Origin of the sequence: Methylobacterium sp. (assembly GCF_019750675.1) — a bacterium.
Classification (GTDB): Bacteria; Pseudomonadota; Alphaproteobacteria; order Rhizobiales; family Beijerinckiaceae; genus Methylobacterium.
Genome location: NZ_JAIEOF010000282.1, coordinates 1 through 22364, shown reverse-complemented (window position 1 = coordinate 22364; position 22364 = coordinate 1). Strand labels below are relative to the sequence as shown.

Annotated in this window: 18 protein-coding genes; 3 read left to right on the top strand and 15 right to left on the bottom strand. The window is 69.8% G+C overall.

Annotation, left to right across the window (positions count from 1 at the left end; all coding sequences use genetic code 11):
- Positions 1-10: 10 nt before the first annotated feature.
- Positions 11-508, bottom strand: a complete 498-nt coding sequence (gene tsaA / locus K2X24_RS14650; RefSeq protein WP_292499112.1) for a tRNA (N6-threonylcarbamoyladenosine(37)-N6)-methyltransferase TrmO — start codon at positions 506-508, stop codon at positions 11-13.
- Between the two features lie 81 nt (positions 509-589).
- The gene (locus K2X24_RS14645) at positions 590-2974 is read right to left on the bottom strand and encodes an EAL domain-containing protein (RefSeq protein ID WP_366934505.1); all 2385 of its coding nucleotides are present in this window, start codon (positions 2972-2974) and stop codon (positions 590-592) included.
- Between the two features lie 257 nt (positions 2975-3231).
- Here K2X24_RS14645 and K2X24_RS14640 point away from each other — a divergent pair, with 257 nt between their 5' ends.
- On the top strand, positions 3232-4725 hold the full coding sequence (locus K2X24_RS14640) for an AMP nucleosidase (protein ID WP_366934504.1): 1494 nt from the start codon (positions 3232-3234) through the stop codon (positions 4723-4725).
- A gap of 9 nt (positions 4726-4734) precedes the next feature.
- Here the strand turns inward: K2X24_RS14640 and K2X24_RS14635 are convergent, their stop codons facing one another.
- Genes K2X24_RS14635 through K2X24_RS14585 form a run of 11 tightly spaced genes read right to left on the bottom strand, consistent with a single transcriptional unit; the run spans position 4735 to position 16629 of the window.
- Entirely contained in the window at positions 4735-6015 is a 1281-nt protein-coding gene (locus K2X24_RS14635) for an ATP-binding protein (RefSeq protein ID WP_292499110.1), read from the bottom strand.
- 14 nt (positions 6016-6029) lie between these two features.
- On the bottom strand, positions 6030-7085 hold the full coding sequence (locus tag K2X24_RS14630; protein WP_292499109.1) for a lysylphosphatidylglycerol synthase domain-containing protein: 1056 nt from the start codon (positions 7083-7085) through the stop codon (positions 6030-6032).
- A 58-nt stretch (positions 7086-7143) separates the two neighbouring features.
- Positions 7144-7854 carry a uracil-DNA glycosylase gene (locus K2X24_RS14625; protein ID WP_292499108.1) on the bottom strand — a complete coding sequence of 237 codons (711 nt, stop codon included), beginning with the start codon at positions 7852-7854 and terminating at the stop codon, positions 7144-7146.
- A complete protein-coding gene (locus tag K2X24_RS14620) occupies positions 7844-8608 on the bottom strand; it encodes a PIG-L family deacetylase (RefSeq protein ID WP_292499107.1) in 765 nt (254 codons plus the stop codon). The genes K2X24_RS14625 and K2X24_RS14620 overlap by 11 nt, the downstream gene beginning before the upstream one ends.
- A 4-nt stretch (positions 8609-8612) precedes the next feature.
- The gene (locus K2X24_RS14615; RefSeq protein WP_292499106.1) at positions 8613-9836 is read right to left on the bottom strand and encodes a glycosyltransferase family 4 protein; all 1224 of its coding nucleotides are present in this window, start codon (positions 9834-9836) and stop codon (positions 8613-8615) included.
- Entirely contained in the window at positions 9833-10678 is an 846-nt protein-coding gene (locus K2X24_RS14610) for a sugar phosphate isomerase/epimerase (RefSeq protein ID WP_292499105.1), read from the bottom strand. The genes K2X24_RS14615 and K2X24_RS14610 overlap by 4 nt, the downstream gene beginning before the upstream one ends.
- Complete coding sequence (locus tag K2X24_RS14605; protein ID WP_292499104.1) at positions 10675-12300, bottom strand: YcaO-like family protein; 1626 nt, start codon at positions 12298-12300, stop codon at positions 10675-10677. Before K2X24_RS14605 ends, K2X24_RS14610 begins: the two co-directional genes overlap by 4 nt.
- Positions 12284-13300 carry a Gfo/Idh/MocA family oxidoreductase gene (locus K2X24_RS14600; protein ID WP_292499103.1) on the bottom strand — a complete coding sequence of 339 codons (1017 nt, stop codon included), beginning with the start codon at positions 13298-13300 and terminating at the stop codon, positions 12284-12286. Before K2X24_RS14600 ends, K2X24_RS14605 begins: the two co-directional genes overlap by 17 nt.
- The gene (locus tag K2X24_RS14595) at positions 13300-14484 is read right to left on the bottom strand and encodes a methyltransferase domain-containing protein (protein ID WP_292499102.1); all 1185 of its coding nucleotides are present in this window, start codon (positions 14482-14484) and stop codon (positions 13300-13302) included. Before K2X24_RS14595 ends, K2X24_RS14600 begins: the two co-directional genes overlap by 1 nt.
- 31 nt (positions 14485-14515) lie before the next feature.
- Complete coding sequence (locus tag K2X24_RS14590; RefSeq protein WP_292499101.1) at positions 14516-15439, bottom strand: hypothetical protein; 924 nt, start codon at positions 15437-15439, stop codon at positions 14516-14518.
- Positions 15439-16629 carry an inositol-3-phosphate synthase gene (locus K2X24_RS14585; protein WP_243914969.1) on the bottom strand — a complete coding sequence of 397 codons (1191 nt, stop codon included), beginning with the start codon at positions 16627-16629 and terminating at the stop codon, positions 15439-15441. The genes K2X24_RS14590 and K2X24_RS14585 overlap by 1 nt, the downstream gene beginning before the upstream one ends.
- 318 nt (positions 16630-16947) lie before the next feature.
- Between K2X24_RS14585 and K2X24_RS14580 the strand changes: the two genes are divergently transcribed.
- A complete protein-coding gene (locus K2X24_RS14580; protein ID WP_292499100.1) occupies positions 16948-18135 on the top strand; it encodes a lytic transglycosylase domain-containing protein in 1188 nt (395 codons plus the stop codon).
- A gap of 122 nt (positions 18136-18257) precedes the next feature.
- Here K2X24_RS14580 and K2X24_RS14575 read toward each other — a convergent pair whose 3' ends face one another.
- Both K2X24_RS14575 and K2X24_RS14570 read right to left on the bottom strand, forming a co-directional pair.
- The gene (locus tag K2X24_RS14575) at positions 18258-19787 is read right to left on the bottom strand and encodes a DHA2 family efflux MFS transporter permease subunit (RefSeq protein ID WP_292499133.1); all 1530 of its coding nucleotides are present in this window, start codon (positions 19785-19787) and stop codon (positions 18258-18260) included.
- Positions 19788-19923: 136 nt separating this feature from the next.
- Positions 19924-21123: an HlyD family secretion protein gene (locus K2X24_RS14570; RefSeq protein WP_292499099.1), complete on the bottom strand. Its 1200-nt coding sequence runs from the start codon at positions 21121-21123 to the stop codon at positions 19924-19926.
- Positions 21124-21443: 320 nt separating this feature from the next.
- On the opposite strand from K2X24_RS14570, the gene K2X24_RS14565 reads away from it, so the two are divergent.
- On the top strand, positions 21444-22088 hold the full coding sequence (locus K2X24_RS14565) for an HdeD family acid-resistance protein (RefSeq protein WP_292499098.1): 645 nt from the start codon (positions 21444-21446) through the stop codon (positions 22086-22088).
- Positions 22089-22364: the final 276 nt, after the last annotated feature.

Genomic DNA, 22364 nt, shown 5'->3' with positions numbered 1-22364 from the left:
GGGTATCGCGTCAGCGCGGTGCCGTTCCGGCGCGGTCCACCGTGGCGCCTGGACGCGAATCCGTCGTCGCGAAGTAAGGCTTGATGTCGAGGAGCGGGGTTCCGTCGCGGCAATCGAGGCCGCGCACCCGCAGGGTCGACCCGTCCCGTTCCAGAAGCTCGACCACCGACAGGGCGATGGGGTTGGGCCGCACCGGCGAGCGCAGGGAGAAGGTTCCCCGGCTGCCCTCCGCATGGCGGGGACGCTGCAGCGCGAGGTCGCGGGCGGCCTCGTCCATCCAGTAGAGCACGATGAGGTGGCTCGCGCCCTCGACGTTCTGGAGCGCCTCGGAGAACGGCGCGTCGACGGCGAGGGTGCAGGCCGCGTCGGTCTTGAGACCGTTCTTCGGGCATTCGCCGCGCGTCGCCCAGGGGGTACGGATGCGGCCGATGAAGTAGAGCCCGGCATCGTAGGTCTCGGGCAGGGCGATCGCCGCCTCGCCCGGCCGGTGTCCCGTCGCGTCGCTCATCCCGAACTCCTCTGCCTGGCGCGCAGGACCCGCGTGCGCGGCTCCGTTTCGAACAAGCCGGTGCCGGGAGCAAGGCGGGCTTTAACCGACCCCCGCACGGGCCGGCGCGGGTAAGCGGTGGGTATGGCGGGCGAAGGCGGCGATCGGGCCCGGCCGGCCGATGAAGTAGCCCTGCGCGGCGTGACAGTTCTCGGCGTCTAGGAACGCGAGTTCGGCGGCGGTCTCCACGCCCTCGGCGATGACCGGCAGGCCGAGGCCGGCGCCGAGACCGAGCACCGAACGCACGATGGCCGCCGCCTGGGGGTTGGAATCCACTGCCGCGACGAAGGAGCCGTCGATCTTGATCTGGTCGAAGGGGAAAAGGCGCAGGTTGGACAGGGAGGAGTAGCCGGTTCCGAAATCGTCCATGGCGATGCGCAGGCCCAGCGCCTTGAGTTCGCGCAGATTGGTGGAGGCGCGGTCGGGATCGCGGATCAGGGCCGTCTCGGTGATCTCGAGTTCCAGGCGCGCCGGATCGAGGCCGGTCGCGGACAGGATCGCCCGGACACTCGGCGCGAAGGCGGGATCGTGGATCTGGACGCCGGAGACGTTGACCGCCACGCTGAGGGGAACGTCCCAGCTCGCCGCCTCGCGGCAGGCCTCGGTCAGGGCCCAGGCGCCGATCTCCTGGATGAGCCCGCTCTCCTCCGCGATGGGGATGAACAGGGCCGGCGAGACGAAGCCGCGCTCGGGATGCTGCCAGCGCATCAGCACTTCGAAGCCGGTGACCGCCCCGGTTCGGATCGCGATCTGCGGCTGGTAGACGAGGCGCAGTTCACCCTGGACGAGGGCCCGGCGCAGGGCCTTCTCCAGCACGCGCCGCTCGCGGACCTCCTTGCCCATCGCCGCCTCGAAGAACCGGTAGCTGCCGCGCCCCACGGTCTTGGCGAGTTGCAAAGCGGCGTCGGCCGCGTTCAGGAGATCGTTGCGATCCGTCGCATCGTCCGGAAACAGCGCAATGCCGATTGAGGTCTCCGGCAAGGGTTCGCCCCCGGCGAGACCATCGGCGGCGTAGAGGGCGGCGCGGATCTCCTCGGCGAGGCGACCGGCCGCGACGCCGTGGGCGCACGGCGTGAGGACCGCGAACTCGTCGCCACCGATCCGCGCCGCGATCTGTTCCTTCCCGAGTTGATCGCCGATCAAGTCGGCCACCCGCGCGAGGGTCGCGTCCCCGTTGGCGTGGCCGTACAGGTCGTTGACCTGCTTGAAACCGTCGAGATTGATGGCCAGGAGGGCCAATCGTGTGCCCGATGCGGTCGCCCGCCGGATTTCACGATCCAGGCAGGCGTGGAAGTTCTGCCGATTGCACAGGCCCGTCAGGGTGTCGTGGCCGGCCAGGTACCGGATCTGGCGCTCCGCGCGCCGACGGGCCGTCAGGTCGCGCACCGCGATCGCGAGATGCGGCGCGCGGCCGTAGGCCACCGGGCGCGCGATCAATTCGACCGGCAGTTCGCTCCCGTCCGAACACCGCAGGAGTCCCTCGACACCGTCTTCGGGGGCACCGGCCAGGACGTCGTCGGTGGCGAAGTCGGGCAGGAAGTGCGACACCTCCATCCCGGTGAGGCTTCGCGCGTCGGTTCCGGTCAGGCGCGCGAAGCTCTCGTTGGCACTGACGATCCTCCCACCGTGGCAGATCACCAGGCCCTCCACGGCAGCGTTGGCGAGGCTTCGGAGGCGTTCCCGATAGACCGTCCGCTGGCGCTCGCGGATGTCGAGGACCATGGCGATGCAGGCCATCAGCAGGATCGTCAGGCTCGCCAGGACCACCGGAACGGCGAGCCAGACGGGCGGCACGGCCTCGGCCGGAACGACCACGCGGGGATCGGGCACCAGGGTCAGGGCCGAGAGGCCGAGGACGTGGTGCCCGCAGATGGCCACGACCAGCAGGATCGGCCCCAGGATTCGGTTTCGGGCGCGGTTGTCGGCAAGACCCACCCGGAGGGCGCCGGCGGCCATGACCGTGCCGAACACGACGGAGAGCACCACGAGGTCGGCGCGCCAGGCCATGTGGCCCTGGAACTGGTAGGCCGCCATCCCGGTGTAGTGCATCGCCGCGATACCCAGGCCGAGGATGCCGCCGCCGAGGAGGGGGGCGATCCGTCCCGGTCGCGCGATCGCCGTCGCGAGGCCGAGGCCGCTCAGCAGGACGGCGAAGACCAGCGACAGCGCCGTCGGCGCGGTGGCGTAGCCCACGGGGTATTTCGGGTCGCAGGCCAGCATCGCCAGGAAATGCGTGGCCCAGATGCCGGTCCCGCCCGCGAAGGCCGCGATGACGAGCCAACCCTGGCGCCGCGCTCCGGATGTCTTCTGCGCATGGCGGAGGAGGGCGATCGTCGCGCCCGCCGCCAGGGCGCAGATCAGCGCGGCCGGGAGGACGAGCCATTGATCATTGTCGGCCCTGAAGCAGCCGACGAGTGTCAATATCAACGCAGCGTTCCCCCGCCATGCCTGCCCTCGTTACGTCCACCCGCCCGGTCACGGGCACCGGACGGACGGCAAGGCGTTTTCGAGGTTGCATAGTACAGGTTAACAAGGCGAATTCGCCGAAAAATTGAGAGAAACTACAACCTTCTTCGACAGCGTCACAAACCGGCATTGGCTGTCGGAACGGCCGTTCGCCGGTGTTCGCGTCCGGCCACGGGGCGGTGTAAGAGACCGTCACCGAGGTTTGGCCAGGAGGCACCGTGATCCGCGACGAGTTGCGACCGATGGAATCCGTCTCCGACCCCGAGACGGTCGTGGACCGCCTCGCCGCGCTGCATGCGGGCGCGATCGAGGCGCTGCAATCGGCCCTGGCCCGCTACCTCGATGGCGGGGCGCCCCCCGACTCCACCGAGCGGCTGCAATTCCGCTATCCGGAGTTGCGGGTCACCTACCAGCCGACAGGGCCGATCCCGCGGGTCGCCCGGGCGACGGCCAAGTTCCAGGCCCCGGGCAGCTACGCCACCACCGTGACCCAGCCGGCGCAGTTCCGCGGCTACCTGCTGGAACAGCTGCGCCCCCTGGTCCGCGACTATGGCGCCACCCTCGAAGTGGGCTTGAGCGCCCAGGAGATTCCCTATCCCTACGTGATCGAGCCCGGCGCTGATCTCGGCCGTAGCGGGGTCACGCCCCGCGACCTCGCCACGTATTTCCCCGTGCCGCTGCTCTCGGTGGTGGGCGACGAGATCGCGGACGGGCTCTGGCAGGACTTGCCAGACCTGCCGCGCCCGCTGGCGCTCTTCGACGCGATCCGGACCGACTACTCGCTGCGGCGCCTCGTGCATTACACGGGCAGCGACTGGCGCGACGTGCAGCCCTGGATCCTGCTGACGAACTACCATCGCTATGTCGACGGCTTCATCCGCCACGGCCTCGAGCGCCTGGCGCGCGGCGACGAAGGCTTCGAGCGGATGATCCTGCCGGGCGGCATCTCGGTCTCCCGGTCGGAGGCCGCCTCCGTCGATCCGGCGGCCCTCATCGCGGCCTCGCCCTGGCACAAGTATCAGATGCCGGCCTACCACCTCGTAGCGCGCGGTCCCGACGGCAGCCAGCAGGGCACCACCCTGGTCAATATCGGCGTCGGCCCGTCCAACGCGAAGACGATCACCGACCACCTCGCGGTCCTGCGCCCGCATTGCTGGCTCATGGTCGGCCATTGCGGCGGTCTGCGCCAGTCGCAGACCATCGGCGACTACGTCCTGGCGCACGGCTATCTGCGTCGCGACCGCATCCTCGACGAGCTCGTGCCGCCCGACGTGCCGGTGCCGGCGCTCGCCGAGGTCCAGCTCGCCCTCCAGGCGGCGGCCGCCCACGTCACCGGCGAGAAGAGCGAAGCTCTCAAGCGCCGGCTCCGGACCGGAACGGTCGTCACCTACGACGACCGCAACTGGGAACTCCGCTTCAGCCAGGAGCGCCGGCGCATCAACCTCTCCCGCGCCATCGGCGTCGACATGGAAAGCGGCACCATCGCGGCCCAGGGCTACCGCCTGCGGGTTCCCTACGGCACCCTGCTTTGCGTCTCCGACAAGCCGCTGCACGGCGAGATCAAGCTACCGGGTGCGGCCAACGCCTTCTACGAGCGCGCGGTCGCCGAACACCTGCTCATCGGGCTGGCCGCCCTCGACATCCTGCGGGCCGAACGTCACGGCCTGCATTCGCGCAAGCTGCGCAGCTTCGACGAGCCGCCGTTCCGCTGACGCGCCGCCTCAGGACGATGGAGTGACGACGTCCGGGTTCGCCGCCGGCGCGAACTCGGGCAGGATCGCCCGCACGGTGGTGCCCTCGTCGAGCACGCTCTCGATGAGCAGCCGGCCCCGGTGCCGGTTGACGATGTGCTTGACGATGGCGAGCCCGAGGCCGGTACCGCCCTGGTCGCGACTCGAGGCGACGTCGACCCGGTAGAACCGTTCAGTCAGGCGTGGGATGTGCTCGGCCGCGATCCCCGGCCCATGATCGCGTACGGCGATCTCGACGTTGGTCCGCCCGCTGGCCGCATCGGTGTGGCGCCGGAGCGCGACTTCGACGCGGCCCCCGCTGCCACCGTACCTCACGGCGTTCTCGATCAGGTTCTCCACCACGCGCAGCAACTCGTCGCGCTCGCCGAGAATCGGGAAGGCGCCCTCCGCCGCGAGGCTCAGCACCACGCCGCGATCGCGGGCCAACGGGCCTTGCGTCTCCACCATCTGGCGGGCGATCCGGGTCAGGTCGACGGGCTGCGTCGGCGCGACGTGCTCGCGCAACTCGATCCGCGACAGCGACAGGAGGTCGTCGACGAGGCGCGCCATCCGCTGCGCCTGGGCCTTCATGATGCCGAGGAAGCGCTCCCGCGCCGGCGGGTCGTTGCGGGCGGGGCCTTGCAACGTCTCGATGAAGCCGAGGAGCGAGGCCAACGGCGTGCGCAGCTCGTGGCTGGCATTGGCGACGAAATCGACCCGCATCGCTTCCAGGCGCCGCGCCGAAGTGAGGTCGCGCAGGAACAGCACGACGTTGGGCTGCCCGCCCACCACCCCGTCCGGCATCGGCAGGGCCCCGATCTGCACCTCGAAGGCGCGCTCGGTGGGGACACGCGTGGAATAGAGCGTCTTGAGCGAGGCGCCGGTGCGCAGGACCTCCTCGATCCCGTCGAGGACATCGGGCGCGCGCAGGGCGAAGGAGAGCGGATGGCGCAGCTTCAGCGCCGGCAACAGGGCACGGGCGGCGGGATTGACCTCGATCACCACCGCGCGGCGGTCGACCAGGATCACGGGATCGGGGATGTTGGCGAGAAGGGCTTCCGCGACGGAGTGGCGGTTGGCCCCGGGGCTCTCCGGGACGCGCACGATCCGTGAGCGCCCGAGGCTGCCGATGACGCCGCCGAGACAGAGAACGACGAGGGACGCCGCGACCGCCGGGGCATCGAGGGTGCCGCGTCCGGCGGCGAACACCCCGAGTCCGATCGTCACGACGGTTGCGGCGGTCCAGGACGATCGGCGCGCCCCCCGTGCCATGCGGCCCCCCGGCGTTAAGGCGCGCCGCGGGTCCTGGCGCCCCGGCTGCGCTTGACGATCTCGTACACGGTCAACATGGCCAGGGCGATGACAAAGGGTACGAGGTAGTAGCAAACCCGGAACAGCAGCAGCGATCCGAGCACCTGATCGCGGGGCAGGCTCGACAGGGCGAGCAGGATCGTCGCCTCGAACACCCCGATGCCGCCCGGTGCGTTCGACGCGATGCCCAGCATGGCCGCCAGGACGTAGATCGCCACGAAGGTCGTGAAACCGATGGAGGTGCCCGCCGGCAGGAGCACGTAGAGCGTGGCGGCGGCCGCGCAGACGTCGCCGATGCCCACCACCATCTGGCTCAAGGAGACCGAGGCGCCGGGCAGTTCGAGGCGCCAGCTCTTCACGCGCACGTGGCGGCGCTTCAGCGACACCCAGAGCAGGTAGGCCACCACGGCGAGGAGCGCGCCGAAGCCCACCCCCTGGTTCAGCGCGATGCTGGTGAAGGTAAGGGCGGCGAGCTGTCCCGCCTCGACGATGAGGCTGAGGCCGAGGACGACGCCCATGCCGAGCCAGAAGGTGAAGCCGGCGATCACCGTGAGGGCGGCGATTTTGGCCGCGCCGAGACCCTTGCTGGAGTAGATCCAGTAGCGGATCGTCCCCGCCGTCAGGAGCGGGAAACCCAGGGTGAAGCTGACGGCGTAACTGGTGAACGAGGCGAGCGCCGTGGTTCGGTACGGCACCTTCAGCTTCAGCTGCCGGAGCGCCAGGGCGTCGTAGCAGGTGAGGAAGAGGTAACTCACGCCGACGAACAGGAAGGCGAAGCCGAGCTGCTTGGCCGAAGCACCCGTGAAGGCCGCGTGCATCTCGGCCCAGGTGACCGTCTCGACGAGCTTCCACAGGACGAACAGCGAGCCCGCCAGGATGGCGAGGCTGGCGATGGTGCCGAGCCAGGCATAACGACCGCGCATTCCGGATTTTGCCGGGACCGCCTCGGGTTTCGAACCGTCGATCGGGGACGCCTCGGGCGCGAGCGCCTCGGCCGTCTCGATCTGCTTCTGCTGTCCCGCAAAGTTCATCGTGTCGGCGTCCGCCTCTGCTGGGCTCCCCGCGCACGGCCGCGACGGCGGCATGGGGTCAACCCGAGCTTGTGCCGGACCACGGCCCGTCGCCCGCATTTAGGGTCATCGGGCGGTAATTGCCAGCGAGGGAGGCTCGATGCCCACCGGCGATGCAGGTCTGCGCCTGCGCGAGGCCCGCGCGGATGCGCTCCGCGACGCTCGGCGCGGTGCAGACATAGGTCGGGCTCGGATGCGGGACGGCGATCACCGGGAGGTCCGGCCGCCGCGCTACGAGCTCGTCCCGCGCAAGGCCCGCGACCCGGCCCGAGAGCACGACGACGCGGAGCCGTGGCAGGCATGCGAGAAGCGGCGCGAGGCAGGGCAGGGCCCGCCTCACCTCCGATCGGCGCGGGGCCCGGTTCAGGGCGCCGGGCGCATGGATCACCCACGGGATCGTGTTCCAGATCAGGGTTTCCCGGCGGGCGATTCCGGCCTCGGCTAGGAAACGGAACAGGTTGGCGGCGGTGCCGGTCGGGTTGTCGCGCGAGACGAAGCCTGTGCCCCGGATACTCGGCCCCGGCGTCTCCAAGAGGAGCAGCAGCCGGGCCTCGACGCCGCCGTCGAGGGGGTCGGGGTCGGGCACCTCGGCCCCTTGCGCCTCGGCGATCTGCCGGGCGAGGGCGCGGATCGGGGCGATGCGGGGGCTGTCGAGCAGCGCCTTTCGCGCGGTCAGTGCGCCCGGGTCGCGCAGGCTCTTCGGTTCGGCGGGCGGTGCCTCAGGCGGCATCGGCGACGAGACGCCCCAGGCTTTCGGGAAGAACGCCTTGCCGGCGGAAGCGCTCGCGGCCCCCTTCCTGCTCCAGACGCCGGACGAGACCCTCGCGGCCGCCGAACTGGAAGCCGAGCTGCGTCGCGTAGGCGGCACAGGCCTCGGCCTTGGCCTCCCGGCCCTCGGGGCCGAAACGGATCTGCGCCTCCGGCAGCGCGGCGAAGCGCGCTCGCAGCGGCTCCTTCGGGGTTTGGTCGCGCACCGTGTAGGGAAAGTCGCGCCACCACAGGATCGGCGCGGCGGGCTCGGCCGCATCGAGGGCCCGGACCACCTGGACATGGTCGACATGGCCGCCGATCGCCTGGGGGGCGAGGATCAGGTCGGGTGCCGTCTCGGCGAGGACCGCCCGGACAGCGTCGGTCAGGGCGGGCACGATTCCGTCATCGGCCCGGACGTCGCGAAACAGTTCGGGGGCCGAGGCATAACCCCGGTGGGGCGCCTCGCGGAAGGGCCAGTGGCGCGGGCGCGCCAGTCCGAGGGCCCGGATCGCTGCCGTATCCTCGGCCCGGCGCAGGTCCATGTAGTCGATCTCCGGCCCGAGCCCCTTGTCCGTCTGGCAGGCGAGGGCGAAGCCGGTCGGGTTCGCCACCGAGGCGGTGAACACCGTCACGGTCTCGACGTCCCAACCCGCACGGCCGAGGGCGTGGAGCAGACCGCCGCAGGAGAAGGCGGCGTCGTCGAGATGCGGCGACAGGGCGAGGATGGTGGGCATCGGTTCAGAGCAGGTGCGGTTCGGCGCGAAAGCGGCAGGACGGATCGTGCGGCAGGGTCGTGGCGAAATCGGTCGCCGGGTCGTCGTTCGCCACGCGCGCGTACACGTCCATGATCTGGCGTCCCACCGCGCCCCAGGAATAGACCCGGCGGCATTCGGCCAGACCGTCCTCGGCGAGGCGACGCCGGAGGGGCGCATCGGTGATCACCCGGGCGAGGGCGTCGGCCAGGGCCGGCACGTCGCCGGGCTGGACCAGGAGGCCGTTCTCGCCGTCGCGCAGGCAGTCGGAGACGCCGACCGCATGAGTCGAGACCACCGCGAGCCCGGCCGCCATCGCCTCCAGGATGGTATTGGAGAACCCCTCCGCGTAGGTCGGCGACACGAAGACGTCCGCCGCCCGGTAGAGGTCCGGCACGGTGTCGTAGTCGGCGTAGCCGGTGAAGCGGATCTCGGCCTCGGAGAAGTTCAATTCAGCCGCGCGGGCCTTCGACGATTCCACGTCCGGCCCGATCCCCGAGATGATCGCCTCGAACGGAATCGCGCGGGCGCGCAGCAGCGCGAGGGCGTCGATGAAGTCGAGCACGCCTTTCCGGCGGTCGACGCGGCCGTGATAGAACAGCCGTACCGGGCCGGGATGGCCCCCGGGACCGGGGGTGAAGCGCGTGGTGTCGACGGCGCCGGGGACGATGGTGAAGCGGGCTGGGTCCGAGCCGAGCCGGTCGCAGACTTCCTCGACGAAGGAGGCGCCACCGATCAGCAGGGCGTTGGCGTGGGCCAGCACCTCGCACATGGCGACCCGGTGCGTCTCGCAGCAGGAGCCGACCCAGTGCCCGTCGCCGCCTTGGATCGAGACGACGTTCGGCACGCCGATGGCCCGCGAGGCCAGGAGGGTCGCCCAGCCGGTGGGATAGCCGTACTGCGCATGCAGGATGTCGAACGGTTTCTTCGCGTGCTCGGCCTGGATCGTCGCCACCATCGTGTCGATGTCGCGCTCGAAATCGCCGCTCTCCTGCTCGCCGGCCTGTTCCAGGCCGATGACGGTGACGCCGGGCACGGCGGGCGGCGGGCCGCCGCCGTAGACCCGCGTGCCGAAGGCGTCGCCCCGGTACTGCGAGATCATCGTGACGTCGTGGCCGGCCTCGACGAGTTCGCGCAGCAGGTTCTGCGCGTAGACGCTCATGCCGGAAATCGCCGGAAAGTAGCGGCGCGAGACGAAGCAGATCCTCACGCGGAGGCTCCCGGGTTCGGGTTGCGGCAGTCGCGCAGGTATCGCAGCGAGGCCGGGACCATCAGGTCGGCGCGGTGGCTCTCGCGGGAGAGTTCGACGCAGATGAGTTTCTCGAAGCCGATCGCGTCGAGGGCATCGAGCACCGCGGGCACGTCCATGTCGCCCTCGCCGAAGGGCAGGTGGACGTGGACGCCCCGCGCCATGTCCTCCAGGGCCACGGTGCCGAGGCGGTCCGCGAATTCACCGACCGCAGCGGCCGGATCGCGCTCGCCGGTGACGAGGCAATGGCCGGTGTCGAGGGCGAGCCGCAGGCCGGGGATGTCGAGGGCGGCATAGTCGTCCAGCGTCTCGATCAGCATGCCGGGCTCGGGCTCCAGGCAGGCGACCACGTTCCGCTCGGCGGCGTAGGCGACGACCTCCGTCAGGCCCTCGCGCAGCCAGGCCCCGGCCTCGTCGCGGTCGATGTCGTCCTTGGGGACGCCGGCCCAGAACGAGACCGCCTCGGAATGCAGGATCGCGCCGATGTCGATGGCGCGCTTGAGGAAGCCGATGCGGCGGGCCCGCCCCGTCGCGTCGCCGCACACCAGGGTCGGCTCGTGCTTGGCCTTCGGGTCGAGAAGGAAGCGCGCGCCGGTCTCGATCACCGAGCCGAGGCCGAGGCGCTGCAGGCGGCTCGACACGCGCTGCGCCTCCGGCAGCCAGGCCTCGGCGAAGGGGTCGAGGTGATGGATGTCGAGGGTCAGCGCCACGCCCTGGTAGCCGGACTCCGCGATCAGGTCGATCGCGTCGTCCATGCGGTGATGGGCGGTGCCGTTCGTGTTGTAGGCAAAGCGCAGGCTCATGCGGCGCGTCCCTGCTGCTCCAGGCGGAACGGAGCATGGTGCGATTCCGGCTCGCGATAGAGCGGGTAATGCGAGCCGACGATCTGGTCGGCGAGCGCGGTGTCGAACAGAGGCTGGCCGCCGAAGCGCTCGATCGCCTCGGGGGTCAGGCGCACGGGCTTCAGGGTGTCGGTGGCCTCACCGAAGCGGATCAGCGGATGGTCGCGCTCGATGAGCTTCTGCGTGTTGCGCGCGCCGATGCGGTGATAGCTCATGGTCTCCACCTCGAGCCCCGGCACGATCGCCTTGACCACGCCGACCGCGCCGCCGGGCGGCGAGCAATCGACGTAGAGCACGTCGAACCCGGCGTCCTCCAGGCGCTCGCGGGCGATGCGGCCGCGGGCATGACCGTCCGGCGCCTCCGTCGTCGGCAAATCCTGGAAGCGCTTGGTGGAGCGCTCGGAATAGACGGTGTTGCGAAGCACGTCGGCGATGCCCTCCGGCGGCTTGACGATCCATTCGAGCATCGCCTTCAGGGCGCGGCTCTCCTCAAGATCGAGGCTCGGCAGCGCCTTGTCGATGAAGGCCTTGACGTAGCCCGGGGGGGTGACCCGCTCGGCGAAGGCCAGCGGCCCGTGCCCGAAGGCCTTGCGCACGCGGGCGGCCTGGAATTCGAGGAGCGCCTTGCGCAGGGCCCGCTCGCGGTCCGGATCGCAGGCCTCGCCGCAGGCCGAGAGGGCGATCGGTACCGGCGTGTCGGCGAGATTGCGGTCGTGGCCGACGACGTAGAGGTTGGTCAGGCCGAACTGGTCCGTGGCGAATTTCGGCAGGGCCTTGATCCCGAGGGCGTCCAGCCGGTCGAGCATGCCGCGCGTCTCGGGGCCGAGGCCCTCCGAGAGGTCGAGCACCACGCCCTGGTCGAGGGCGCGGAACAGCAGGCCGTTGCCGTCGCGCTGCAGCAGTTCGAGGAGGCCGTGACCCAGCGCGAACGCCACGTCCGGCCCGGCGCCGAGACCGTTCGTGATGAGATTGGTGAAGGGCTTGTAGCCCTCCGACAGCTCGAAATAGTCGGTGGCGGCGATGTCCAGCGGCATCAGCACCGTCTCGCCGGTGCGAGCCCGGACCGTGGGCGTCCATTCGAGGGTGGTGGCGCCCCCCACCGGGCTGCCGGCCGGCAGGCACAGCGTGAGGGGGTCGGCGACCGCGCCGGCGCCGTAGACCCGCACGAGGTCGTCGTAGCTGGCGCGCTCCTTCTTGCGCGGCATCACGGCCAGCGACGGCATCAGGTTCTCGGCGATCTCCGCCACCGCGCCGATGATCGCCTCGTCGTCGGTGGCGCCGTAGCCGATGCCGCTCGGCATGGCGCCGACGAAGAACGGATCGTCGAGGAACAGCGACACGAACCAGACCGGGATGCCGGTCCGGTCGAGGGGTGCCAGGGGGAAGCCGACGATGCGCCCCTCCGGCAGGATGTCGAGATAGGCGCGCACCGGCTCGGGCAGAGCGGCCGGCAGGCCCTCGATCCGGCGGGGGGCGCCGTAGCTGTAGGCGCGCGGCGCCTTGATCCGGCTGTGGCGGGCGCGGTCGTCCTGGTCCTGCTCGTTCACGGTGGTGGTGTTCCGTTCCTCAGGGCAACGCGGCATAGGCGCGGGCCAGCAAGCGCATGGTGTGGAGGTCGCGGGTGGCGCTGTAGGCCTCGCGCTCCTCCGGCCGGCGCAGGGCCGAGCCGAAGGCCTTCACCTGTTCGAGGAAGGGTGAGGCTTCCCCGTCGAAGGGCAGAATGTCCGATGCGCCGGTTGACCCGTCGGTGAACGACAGTGTGCCGCCCGCCACCTGTCCCATCGTGTCGATGGCGGCGAGAAGACCCTTCGTACCGGTCACTTCGAGGCGGCGGCGGGGCAGGGCGTCCGGGCAATTGTAGGCGACGTGCAGGTTGGCGAGAACGCCGGAGGGCGTGCGCCCGATCAGGAGGGCGCCGTCGTCGACGGCGTAGTCCTGGGCGCGGGCCTGGGTCAGGGCGGCGAGGTCGTGAATCGATTCGTCGAGGAGGAAATCGACGAGGTCGAGGCCGTGGGGCGCGAGATCCATCAGGGCGCCACCGCCGGCCTTGGCCGGGTCGATGCGCCAGTTGTCCTGGCCAGCGAACGAGGTCCAGGCTTTCGGCAGCCAGCAGGCGTAGACGATGCGGATCGCCGTCACGGTGCCGAGCCGGCCCTCCCGGATGGCGGCCCGCACGGCTCGGTGGGCCGGGTGGTGGCGTTGGTCGAAGGCGGTGCCGTAGAAGGTGTCGCCACCGCGCAGAGCCGCCACCATCGCCTCGGCGTCGTCGAGCGAGGCCGCCATGGGCTTCTCGCACAGGATGGCCTTGCCGGAGCCGGCCAGGGCCTCGATCGCCTCCCGGTGGAGGTGGTTCGGCGTGGCGACGTAGACCGCCTCCACCTCCGGGTCGTTCACGAGGTCCTGAAGCCGCGCATAGGCGCGGGCCCCCTCGGCTTCGGCCGCGGCGCGGGAAGCTTCGCCCGGATCGGCGACGGCCACGAGCCGGTGCCCGGCCATGCGGATGCCCGGCGCCATGTAGTCTCGCGCGACCCAGCCGTAGCCGACGATACCCCAGGCGACGGGGCTGTTGTCCTGGGTTGCCATCACCAGCGCTCCGGCAGGTCCACATAGGTCCGGTCGCGGACCCGGTCGGCCTGGGGGGCTTCGAGTTCGCCCTGCCAGTCGAGGCTGTCCGGCCCGGTGAAGGTGTTCGGATAGGTGGCTTGGGCCGCGTATTCGGCCTCGTAGCGCTCGGAGGGCCAGCGGATGGCGTAGCGATCCGCCCCCTCGGCGAAGTAGAGCGGATTGAGGCGGAGCGTCCGCCCGGGGCGCGGCACGGTAATGCCGTCGATCACCGGGCGGGGAGCCGGGCGCATGCCGGGACCCGCCACCACCGAGAAGGCCTCGCAGCCTTCCAGATCCTGCGGCTTGCGGGGGGCGGGAGCCCGTCGTTCCACCAATGACCGGGTCAGGTCCGCGTCGTCGTAGACGAGGCCGTCGGGAAAGAGTTCGTCGATCTCGGCCGCCGAGACGGCGCGCCCCGCCGAGAAGCCGGGCCGATCGCTGTTGTGGATATGACTGACGGCGAGCCAGCCGTCGTCGCCGGCATTCTGGCGCAGGCATTCCAGCACCTCGGCCTTGCGGTCGAGGAAGTAGAAGGCGTCGTTACAGACGACGAGGTCGACCGGCGCACCGGGAATCGGCCAGTGGGGCGAATTGGCATCGAAGCAGACGAACTGCGCCGGCTTGCCGACCACCCAGTTCCGGGCGACCCAGAGCTTGGCGAAGACGACGTCGGCGCCCGCCACCTTGATGCCACGCGTCTGAAACTCGCGCAGGTAGTGGCCGATGCCGCATGCGAACTCGAACACGCAGACCGGGTCGTTCCAGTGCGCTTCGAGGAGGGTGAGCCCGGCAAGGAAGGTCGGGTCGGTCCAGCGGTGCAGGAAGTAATCGCCGACGCGGCCCCAGCCCAGAAGGCGAACCGCATCGCGCAACGAGCGCCGGTCACGCTCGCGCACGAGTTCGTGCAGGTCCAGCGGGTCGGCCGGCGGGCCCGTCCACCAGTCGTCCTGGTCGGCCAGGAGGCCTTCGAGGGCGAGGTCGGTCTCGCCGGCATCGAGCAGCTTCAAGGTCTGCGCGACGAGATCGGCACGGTTGGTCCGCAGATAGGGGATGCCGTCGATTACCGGCCAGCGCGCGCCGCCCTGAGCCTCGCGCAGCGAGTGCGGGGTGTCGGCCTTGAGGGGCTCGCCGGTCTCCGGCGAGCGAAGATCGAAGGGAATCATGACGGGGCGCCCGTGCGGTCGCGAGGAGGCTTCACGGGATCTGCATGTCCTTCAGCACACGGTCGTGGAAGCCCTTCACCGGCCCGGCATGGACGAGTTCCATCTCGTCGAGAACGGTGTCCATGGTCAGGCTCGCCGCCCGCAGATGCTGGGCGATCTGCAGCACCCGGTCGATGCAGTCTGCCGCGTGGAAGGCGCGGCCTTCCGCCGTGGCGTCATCCGGAAGGACGCCGCGTGCCCGCTGAACCGTCTCGCGCAGGGCCGGGTCCAGTTCGTCGAGGGACCACTGCGTCGTGCGGGCCATGATCGGCAGCAGATGGTCGCCGAGCAGCATCTCGCCGGTGAAGCCGGCATCCGGCATCGCGGCGTTGTGGAAGTGGTGCGCCATTGCTGCGAGGAAGACCACGGTCGGGTCGGCCCGGTAGAACTGGCTCAACACGACGCCGTAGACCGCCACCATCAGGCAGTGCTCGGCATGGTTTTCAGGCGGCTCCAGCAGGATGCGGGGCTTGCCGGGGCAGGTCACGCCGGCCCGTGGTTGGCGCGCCAGGGCGGCGACGAAGCCCGGCAGGGGACCCTGCACGAAGCTCGCCGGCGCGCGCAGGGCCGCCCGCAGGCGGTCCCGCAGGCCGGGCTCGACGCTGTCGGTCACGGCGTCGAACCCGGAGACCAGGATGTCGGCCGTCGCCCGTTCGTCGAGCCCGGCGGCAGCGAGGAACGCCGCGTCGAGGTCGCAGAGGCGGGCAGCGGCCAGTGCCTTGGCGGTGATGTCGAGGGCGACGGCCTCCGGTGCGGCGCCCCCGGTGAGGGCGCCCCAGCCTTGCGCGAAAAGGCGCTCGGCGATGGAGCCGGTCCGCCCTGCGGAATGCACGCGCTTGAGGTCGTTGACCTCGACGAGGAGGGCGCGAAGCGCCAGCGGGGCCGCGGGACCGGCGCCCTCCGTCCGCGTCGACATCAGTGCGCGCCGAGCCACTCGAGCAGCATGGTCTGCTGCTTGCCGAAATCGTGCTCGGGGCCGTGGCCGTTCTTCACCATCGGGGCCTTGAAGAAGCTCGAGAGCTGCTCCTGGACACCGCCGTCGCCGCGCTGCTTGGCGAGTTCGAGGACGCGGGCGATCTCGATGACGAGGGGCGCGGCCAGGATCGAGTCCTTGCAGAGGAAGTTGACCTTGATCTGCATGCGCTGGCCCATGAAGCCGCTGACGTCGATGTTGTCCCAGGCTTCCTTGTCGTCACCGCGGGGGCGGTAATAGTGGATGTGCACGAGGTGGTCCTCGACCGGATAGCCGAGGATCGAGTCGAGCACCGTGCCCTTGGTGTTGAGCTTCGACTGGAGCGAGTCCTTATCGTTGAGCGCCAGACCGTCGCGGTTGCCGAGGATGTTGGTGGAGAACCAACCGTCCACGTGCAGGGCACGGGCCTTGAGCGCCGGGGCCAGGACCGTCTTCATCATGGTCTGGCCGGTCTTGCCGTCCTTGCCGGCTACTGGGACGTTCATCTCCTTGGCAAGTTCGAGCAGGGCCGGCACGTCGGCGGCGACGCTGGGGGTGAAGTTGGCGTAGGGCACGCCGCTCTTGATCGCCGCATAGGCGTAAAGCATCGCCGGGCTGATCGACTCGTCGCTGCTGTCGAGGCCCTTCTCGAAGGCTGCCGTCGAGTTCAGGGTCGGGTCGGAGAGGTTCGGCCAGCGCTCGGTGGAGGCGAGGTTGATCACCACGACCTCGTCGAGATTGCTCTCGGCCTTGAACCGGCGAAGATCGTTGGCAATCACCGAGACCGCCTCGCGGTGGTCCTTGGCGACGATGCGGTTGGCGCCCTCGATGTTCTTACAGAACTTGGCGCTGCCGACGGCCGGCCAGGGCTTGATGCCCTTCAGGACCTGGGCGCCGTTCTCGATGTCCTGCGCGGTGAGGACGCCGTGGCCGGTGGCGGCCGAAGCGAGGTCATCGTCGTTGAGATCCCATCCGCCGAACACGAGGTCCTTGTAATCGGCCATCCCGGCGACGGGAACACCCGCGAGGGGCAGGCCATCGAGGCGGTTCGATCCGGATTTAATCATCTCGATGCCTGCGATGGCGGTGGTGGCGACAGCGCCACCCATGCCAACGAACGCAACGCCGACGCGGCGACCGGTCTGCATGCTCATTGGAAAACGGCTTCCTTCTTCGGATTGAACGGAAGCCTTTCCCAACCCGGGGGCTGTTCCGTTCAGCCCTCACTAACTGGGCTACCGGGGCTGCGTTCCAACCCTGGCCAGGACGCCTTTTTGACGCGGTCAGGCTGAACGGCATCCGAACGAGGGATTAAAATTCCGTAAATACAGTGCCTTAACCACGCGTTAAGCGTGCCATCGTTGAATCACGGAGCTGTCCCATTCTGGTCACAGCTACCGGCGAGACGTCCCCTCGCTGAACGACAACGAAGCCGCGCCCGACGAAGGCAGCGGTACGAACAAGGACCAGTGATGGGGGTTTTCCCGGAGCCGGCGCTCTGCGCCGACGACGTGAGCCGTCTCGTGCCCAACGAGACCTTCGACACAGACCATACCGTGGCATGGCTGCCGCGGACCGAGCGCAAGGTGCGCCGGAATCTCGCCGCATTGGGGCGCCGGACCCTCGCAACGCTGCTTGCGGGCGCCGTCTTCGGCACCGCCCTCCCGCAAAACGCCCTCGCTCCCGCGGCGGCGGCCCATGATCGGATCGACGAGCGCGCGATGACCGCGCAAAGTCTGGTGCGCGGGCAAACCGAAACACCGGACCCCTTCAACGCGGGCGACTGGCGCGGGGTTCCCATCGTCGAGCAGGAACCCGCGACCCTCGATCTGATCGAGAGCGATCTGGCCAATCTCGCCCCTAGCCGGGACGCATCCGGTACCGAGCGCCTGCGCTTCGGCGACATGGCCGTGCCCCGTGAGATCGTCGACACGATCCTGCGCGCCGCCGCCGAGACCGGGGTCGATCCGGTCTACATGATGGCGCTCGCGGATAAGGAGTCGAGTTTCTCCACCACCGTGAAGGCCGCGACCTCGTCCGCCGAAGGGCTGTTCCAGTTCCTTTCGGGCACTTGGCTCGAACTCATCCGGAGCTACGGCGCGCGACATGGCCTTGCCGACGAGGCGGCGGCCGTGAAGGGACGCGGCAGCGCCATCACGATCGCCGACGAGGCCACTCGCACGCGTGTGCTGCGCCTTCGCCAGGACCCCTACGTCGCCGCCTTGATGGCGGGCGAACTCATCAACCGCGATAAGGGTCGGATCGAGCAGCGCATCGGCCGCGACCTCTCCACCGCCGAACTCTACTTCGCGCATTTTCTCGGCACCGCGAGCGCGGGTCGCTTCCTCGCGCTCACCGCCGATAAGCCGGACCAGGTCGCCAAGCAGGTCTTCAAGGCTGCGGCGAAGGCCAATCGCAGCCTGTTCACCGAGAAGGCCGGAAAGGGCCGCCGGAGCCTGACCGTCGCCGAGGTGCGGGAGAAGATCGGTGGCATGATCGACCGCCGGCTCGACCGCTACGAGGGCGTGGCCGCCCTGGTGCCGCCCGAGCCGAAGACCGAGGTGACGCTTTCCGAGATCGAGACCGCCTCGGAGCCGGTCTCGGTGGAGGTCGCGCGTAAGCGCGTTCACGTCACCGAGGCTCTCGCCCCGGCCGAGTGATGTGCTCGGTTCGCCTCGCGGATTTCCGATCCGTGCCGCAACCCGTTCGATTCCCCGGACGGGGACTCGGTTGGCCCGGCGTCTGATGCGCGTGAAGTCGCGGAAGGCCGGACGAAGCCGGCTCAGTGCCCGGCGGGCGCGCCGCCGCCGAGCTTGACCTTGCTGAGGATCATCGCGAGGGGTACCGCCGCACCCGAGACGAGGCAGAGCGACCAGAACACATCGATGTAGCCCCAGTACGCCACCTGGGTCTGGAGCTGCTGGCCGATCCAGGCGATGGCCTGGTTCTGCGCCTCGACGCCGGTGGCCCCGTGGGCCCGGAAATACTGCGTCGCCGCCCGCAACGTCTCCTGGTAGTTCGGGTTCGCGCTGGAGATGCTCTCCCCGAGCCGGCTCTGGTGGAACTGCTGCCGGTAGGCGAGCACGTTCTGGGCGAGACTGACGCCCATCGAGCCGCCGACGTTGCGGGCCACGTTGATCAGCGCCGAGGCCTGGTCGGTCTGCGCCTTGTCGATGCCTTCGTAGGATGCTGCGGTGATCGAGATAAAAATCATCGGCAGGCCGATGCCGATGTAGATGCGCGACCAGGCGAAGAACCAGAAACTTGTGTCGCCGTAGAGCCGCGTGAGGTCGTACATCGCCGCAGAGACGATCGCGGCGCCCAGCGCGATGAGGTATTTCGGCTGCACTTTCCCCGAGAGGCGGCCGATCACCAGCATCATGAACACCGTGACGAGCCCGCCCGGCGCCAGGACGAGGCCGGCCAGCGTGGCGGTGTAGCCGTAATATTCCTGCACCAATTGCGGCACGAACTGCGTCGTGGCGATCAGGATCGCGCCGGTCGCCATCATCACCAGGAAGCACGAGCCGAACTGGCGGCTGCCCAGGAGCCGCAAGTCGACCACCGGGTTCTTCCGGGTCAGCTCCCAGGGAATCATCGCCACGAAGGCGACGGCGCAGATCACCGCGAACACGACGATGAAGTTCGAGCCGAACCAGTCCTTGCGCTGGCCTTCGTCCAGGACGACTTCGAGCGCGCCGAGGAAGGTGGCGACGAGCAGGAATCCCACGAGGTCGAAGCGCACGCCCTCGCGGCGCAGGCGCCGACGCTCGTCCACCGCCCCCGGCGGGTCCTCCAGCAGCATGTGCATCAGCCCGAGGGCGATCAGGCCGATCGGGCCGTTGATGAGGAAGCACCAGTGCCAGGAGACGTTGTCCGAGAGCCATCCGCCCAGCGTCGGCCCGACCACGGGCGCCACCACCACGGCGAGACCGTAGAGGGCGAAGGCCTGGCCTCGCTTTGCCGGGGGAAACGAATCGGCCAGGATCGACTGGGCCAGCGGCGCCATGCCGCCACCGCCGAGCCCCTGGAGCACGCGGAAGACCAGCAGCGACTCGAGGTTCCAGGCGAAGCCGCACAGCACCGAGGCCACGGTGAAGAGCGCGATGCTCCACATGAAGAACGCCTTGCGGCCGAACCGCTTGGCGAGGAAGCTCGAGGCGGTGAGCACGATGGCGTTGGCGACGAGGTAGCTGGTCACCACCCAGGCCGCTTCGTCCGGCCCCACCGCGAGGCCGCCGGAGATGTAGCGCAGGGCCACGTTGGCGATGGTGGTGTCGAGCACCTCCATGAACGTGGCCAGGGAGACCACGAGGGCGATGGCCCAGGGGTTGTGCCCGCCGGGCGCCTTGGCCGAGGCGCCCGACTTTTCCTCGGCCTTGCCGCTCCCCTTGCTGTTCCCCCTGCCGCCCGCCTGCGCCCCTCCGGCGCTCACAGCGCGGTCCCCGTCACCGGACATGAATGCGGGGCACGATCGACATGCCGGGACCAATGGCGACGTCGGTCGGCCACTGGTCGACCACGATCTTCACCGGGACGCGCTGAACCACCTTCACGTAGTTGCCGGTGGCGTTCTGGGCCGGGAGCAGGCTGAAGGCCGTGCCGGAGCCGGGCTGCACGGAATCCACGTGCCCGGTGATCTTGCGCTCGGGATAGGCGTCGATCCCGATGTCGGCGTGCTGACCCGGCCGCATGTCGGTGATCTGCGTCTCCTTGTAGTTCGCGATCACCCAGATATCGTCGGGCACGAAGGTCGACAGGGTCTGCCCGGCCTGGGCGAACTGTCCCTTGGCACCCGACAGTTGCACCACGCGGCCCGGCTGGGCCGCCGTGACGGTGGTATAGCCGAGATTGAGCTCGGCCTGCGCCACCTGGGCTTTGCCGATGGCGAGACTGGCCTCGGCCCCCGCCTTCTGCGCGTCGAGGGCGCCGACCTGGGTGCGCGCCGCGACGACGTTCGCCCGCGCGCGGTCGTAGGCGGCCTGCTGCTGATCGAGGGTCGAAGACGAGGATTGCGAGCGCTGGATCGTGCCGGCGCCCTTCTCGGCGAGGTCCCGGTAGCGCGCCGCGTCCTCGCGGGCGAATTTCAGGGAGGCCTCGGCCTGCGTCACCTCCGCCTGCGAGGCGGCGACCTGCGCCTTCTGGCCCTCGATCTGCGCGTCGAAGTTCCGGATCGAGGCCTCGGCCGAGGCGACCTGCGCGCGCGCCTGCGCCAGGGCCACCGCGTAGTCTCGCCGGTCGATCTGGAACAGCACCGCCCCGGTCTCGACATGCTGGTTGTCGGTGACCGGCACGTCGACGATGTAGCCGGCGACCTTGGGGGCGATGGAGAATTGCCGGGCGTCCACGAAGGCGTCGTCGGTGGATTCGTAGGGATGCAGCCGCGTCAGCCAGTAGACATACCCCCCGGCCGCCAAGGCGACGACCGCCGCGGCGATGCCCAGGGCCCAGAACGGATGCCGGCGCAGGATGTTCGGCTCGCCGGCCGAATCGTCGCTCGAATTCTCCGCGTCCGAGGGAGGCGCATCGCCCGAAGACGTGGCGTCATCCGCGGATCGTCCGGGGACGTCGTCGATGTCGTCCCGCTTCCGCCCCTGGGCGGGCGACGCGTCGGTTTCCGCGATTAACCCGGGCGCTTCTCCCGCCACGGACGCCCGGCCGTCGGGATCGAAAGGCCGCGTTCCATCGCCTCGTGAGGGCTGGCGCCCCACGGTCTGCTGATCCTGAAGCATCGACAGATCGTCCGCACGCATCCAGGGGCCGCGCGATCGAAACCGCGCCGCCCGAAACTCCCGCCTCGATGACAAAAAGAAGGTGCGCTGGTGAAGGTTCCCGGTGCCGGCCACGATTGCGGACACCACCGAAAGGTGGACGGAACGTCGGAAATCCAGCGCGCGTTTTCAGGTTCGGTGGACGGGATTCCTCAGACACGGGGTTCCGGTTTGTCCGCGACCTGTAGGAGCTGCGTATGCCGGCCGGTTCTCCCCTGACCCCTCCCGGTGCCGCCGGTCCGGGCGGCATCGATCGACTCGATGCGATGAGCACGGTGCTCGCCCGCAACTGGTGGCTGATGGCCCTGCGCGGCGTGGTGGCGATCCTGTTCGGACTGATCGCCTTCGTGGCGCCGGGGGCTTTCGTCCTGTCGCTGGTGCTGTTCTTCGCCGCCTACATGCTGGTCGACGGCGTCTTCGGCGTTGTCGCCTCGTTGCGGGCGGCGCAGCGCCACGAGCGCTGGGGCTTTCTCTTGCTGGAAGGCCTCCTCGACATCGTGGTCGGCGTCGCGGCCGTGCTGGTGCCGGCCGCCGCCGTTTGGGCCTTCGTCTACCTCGTGGCCTTCTGGGCCCTCGTCACCGGTGGTCTGATGGTCGCCGCGGCTTTCCGCCTGCACGCCCACTACGGACGCTGGTGGCTGGTACTCGGAGGCGCGGTCTCGATCTTGTTCGGAATTGCGCTGCTCATCAATCCCGGCATGTCGGCGCTCGTCCTGACCTGGTGGATCGGCAGCTACACGATGGTGTTCGGAATCCTGCTGCTCATCCTGGCCTTCAACCTACGCGGGCGCCACGCGGAGGCCGGTGGATCGGGACGTCTCGGGCGGCCCGGAACGGCGTAGCTTTGGCCACGCGAGATGGTCTAGAACCGACCGGATATCGTGCGGCGGCTCGCTGTCGAGCCCCGTTTCCCGTGACCATGGCCCCCGATGACCTCTCTCGACCCGGAACGCCCGAGCCACGAGAGGGCAAACCCGCCCAGGGAGGCCCCTGCGAGCCCGACATCGGCAGGTCCCGGTTCCGACGACACGCGCGCCGCCGCCCGGGAGGCGGCAGCCGCGGCTCGGACCCTCGGCCGGCACCTCGGCGTCCTGGCCGCGGGGGCGGCTCGCGGAGCC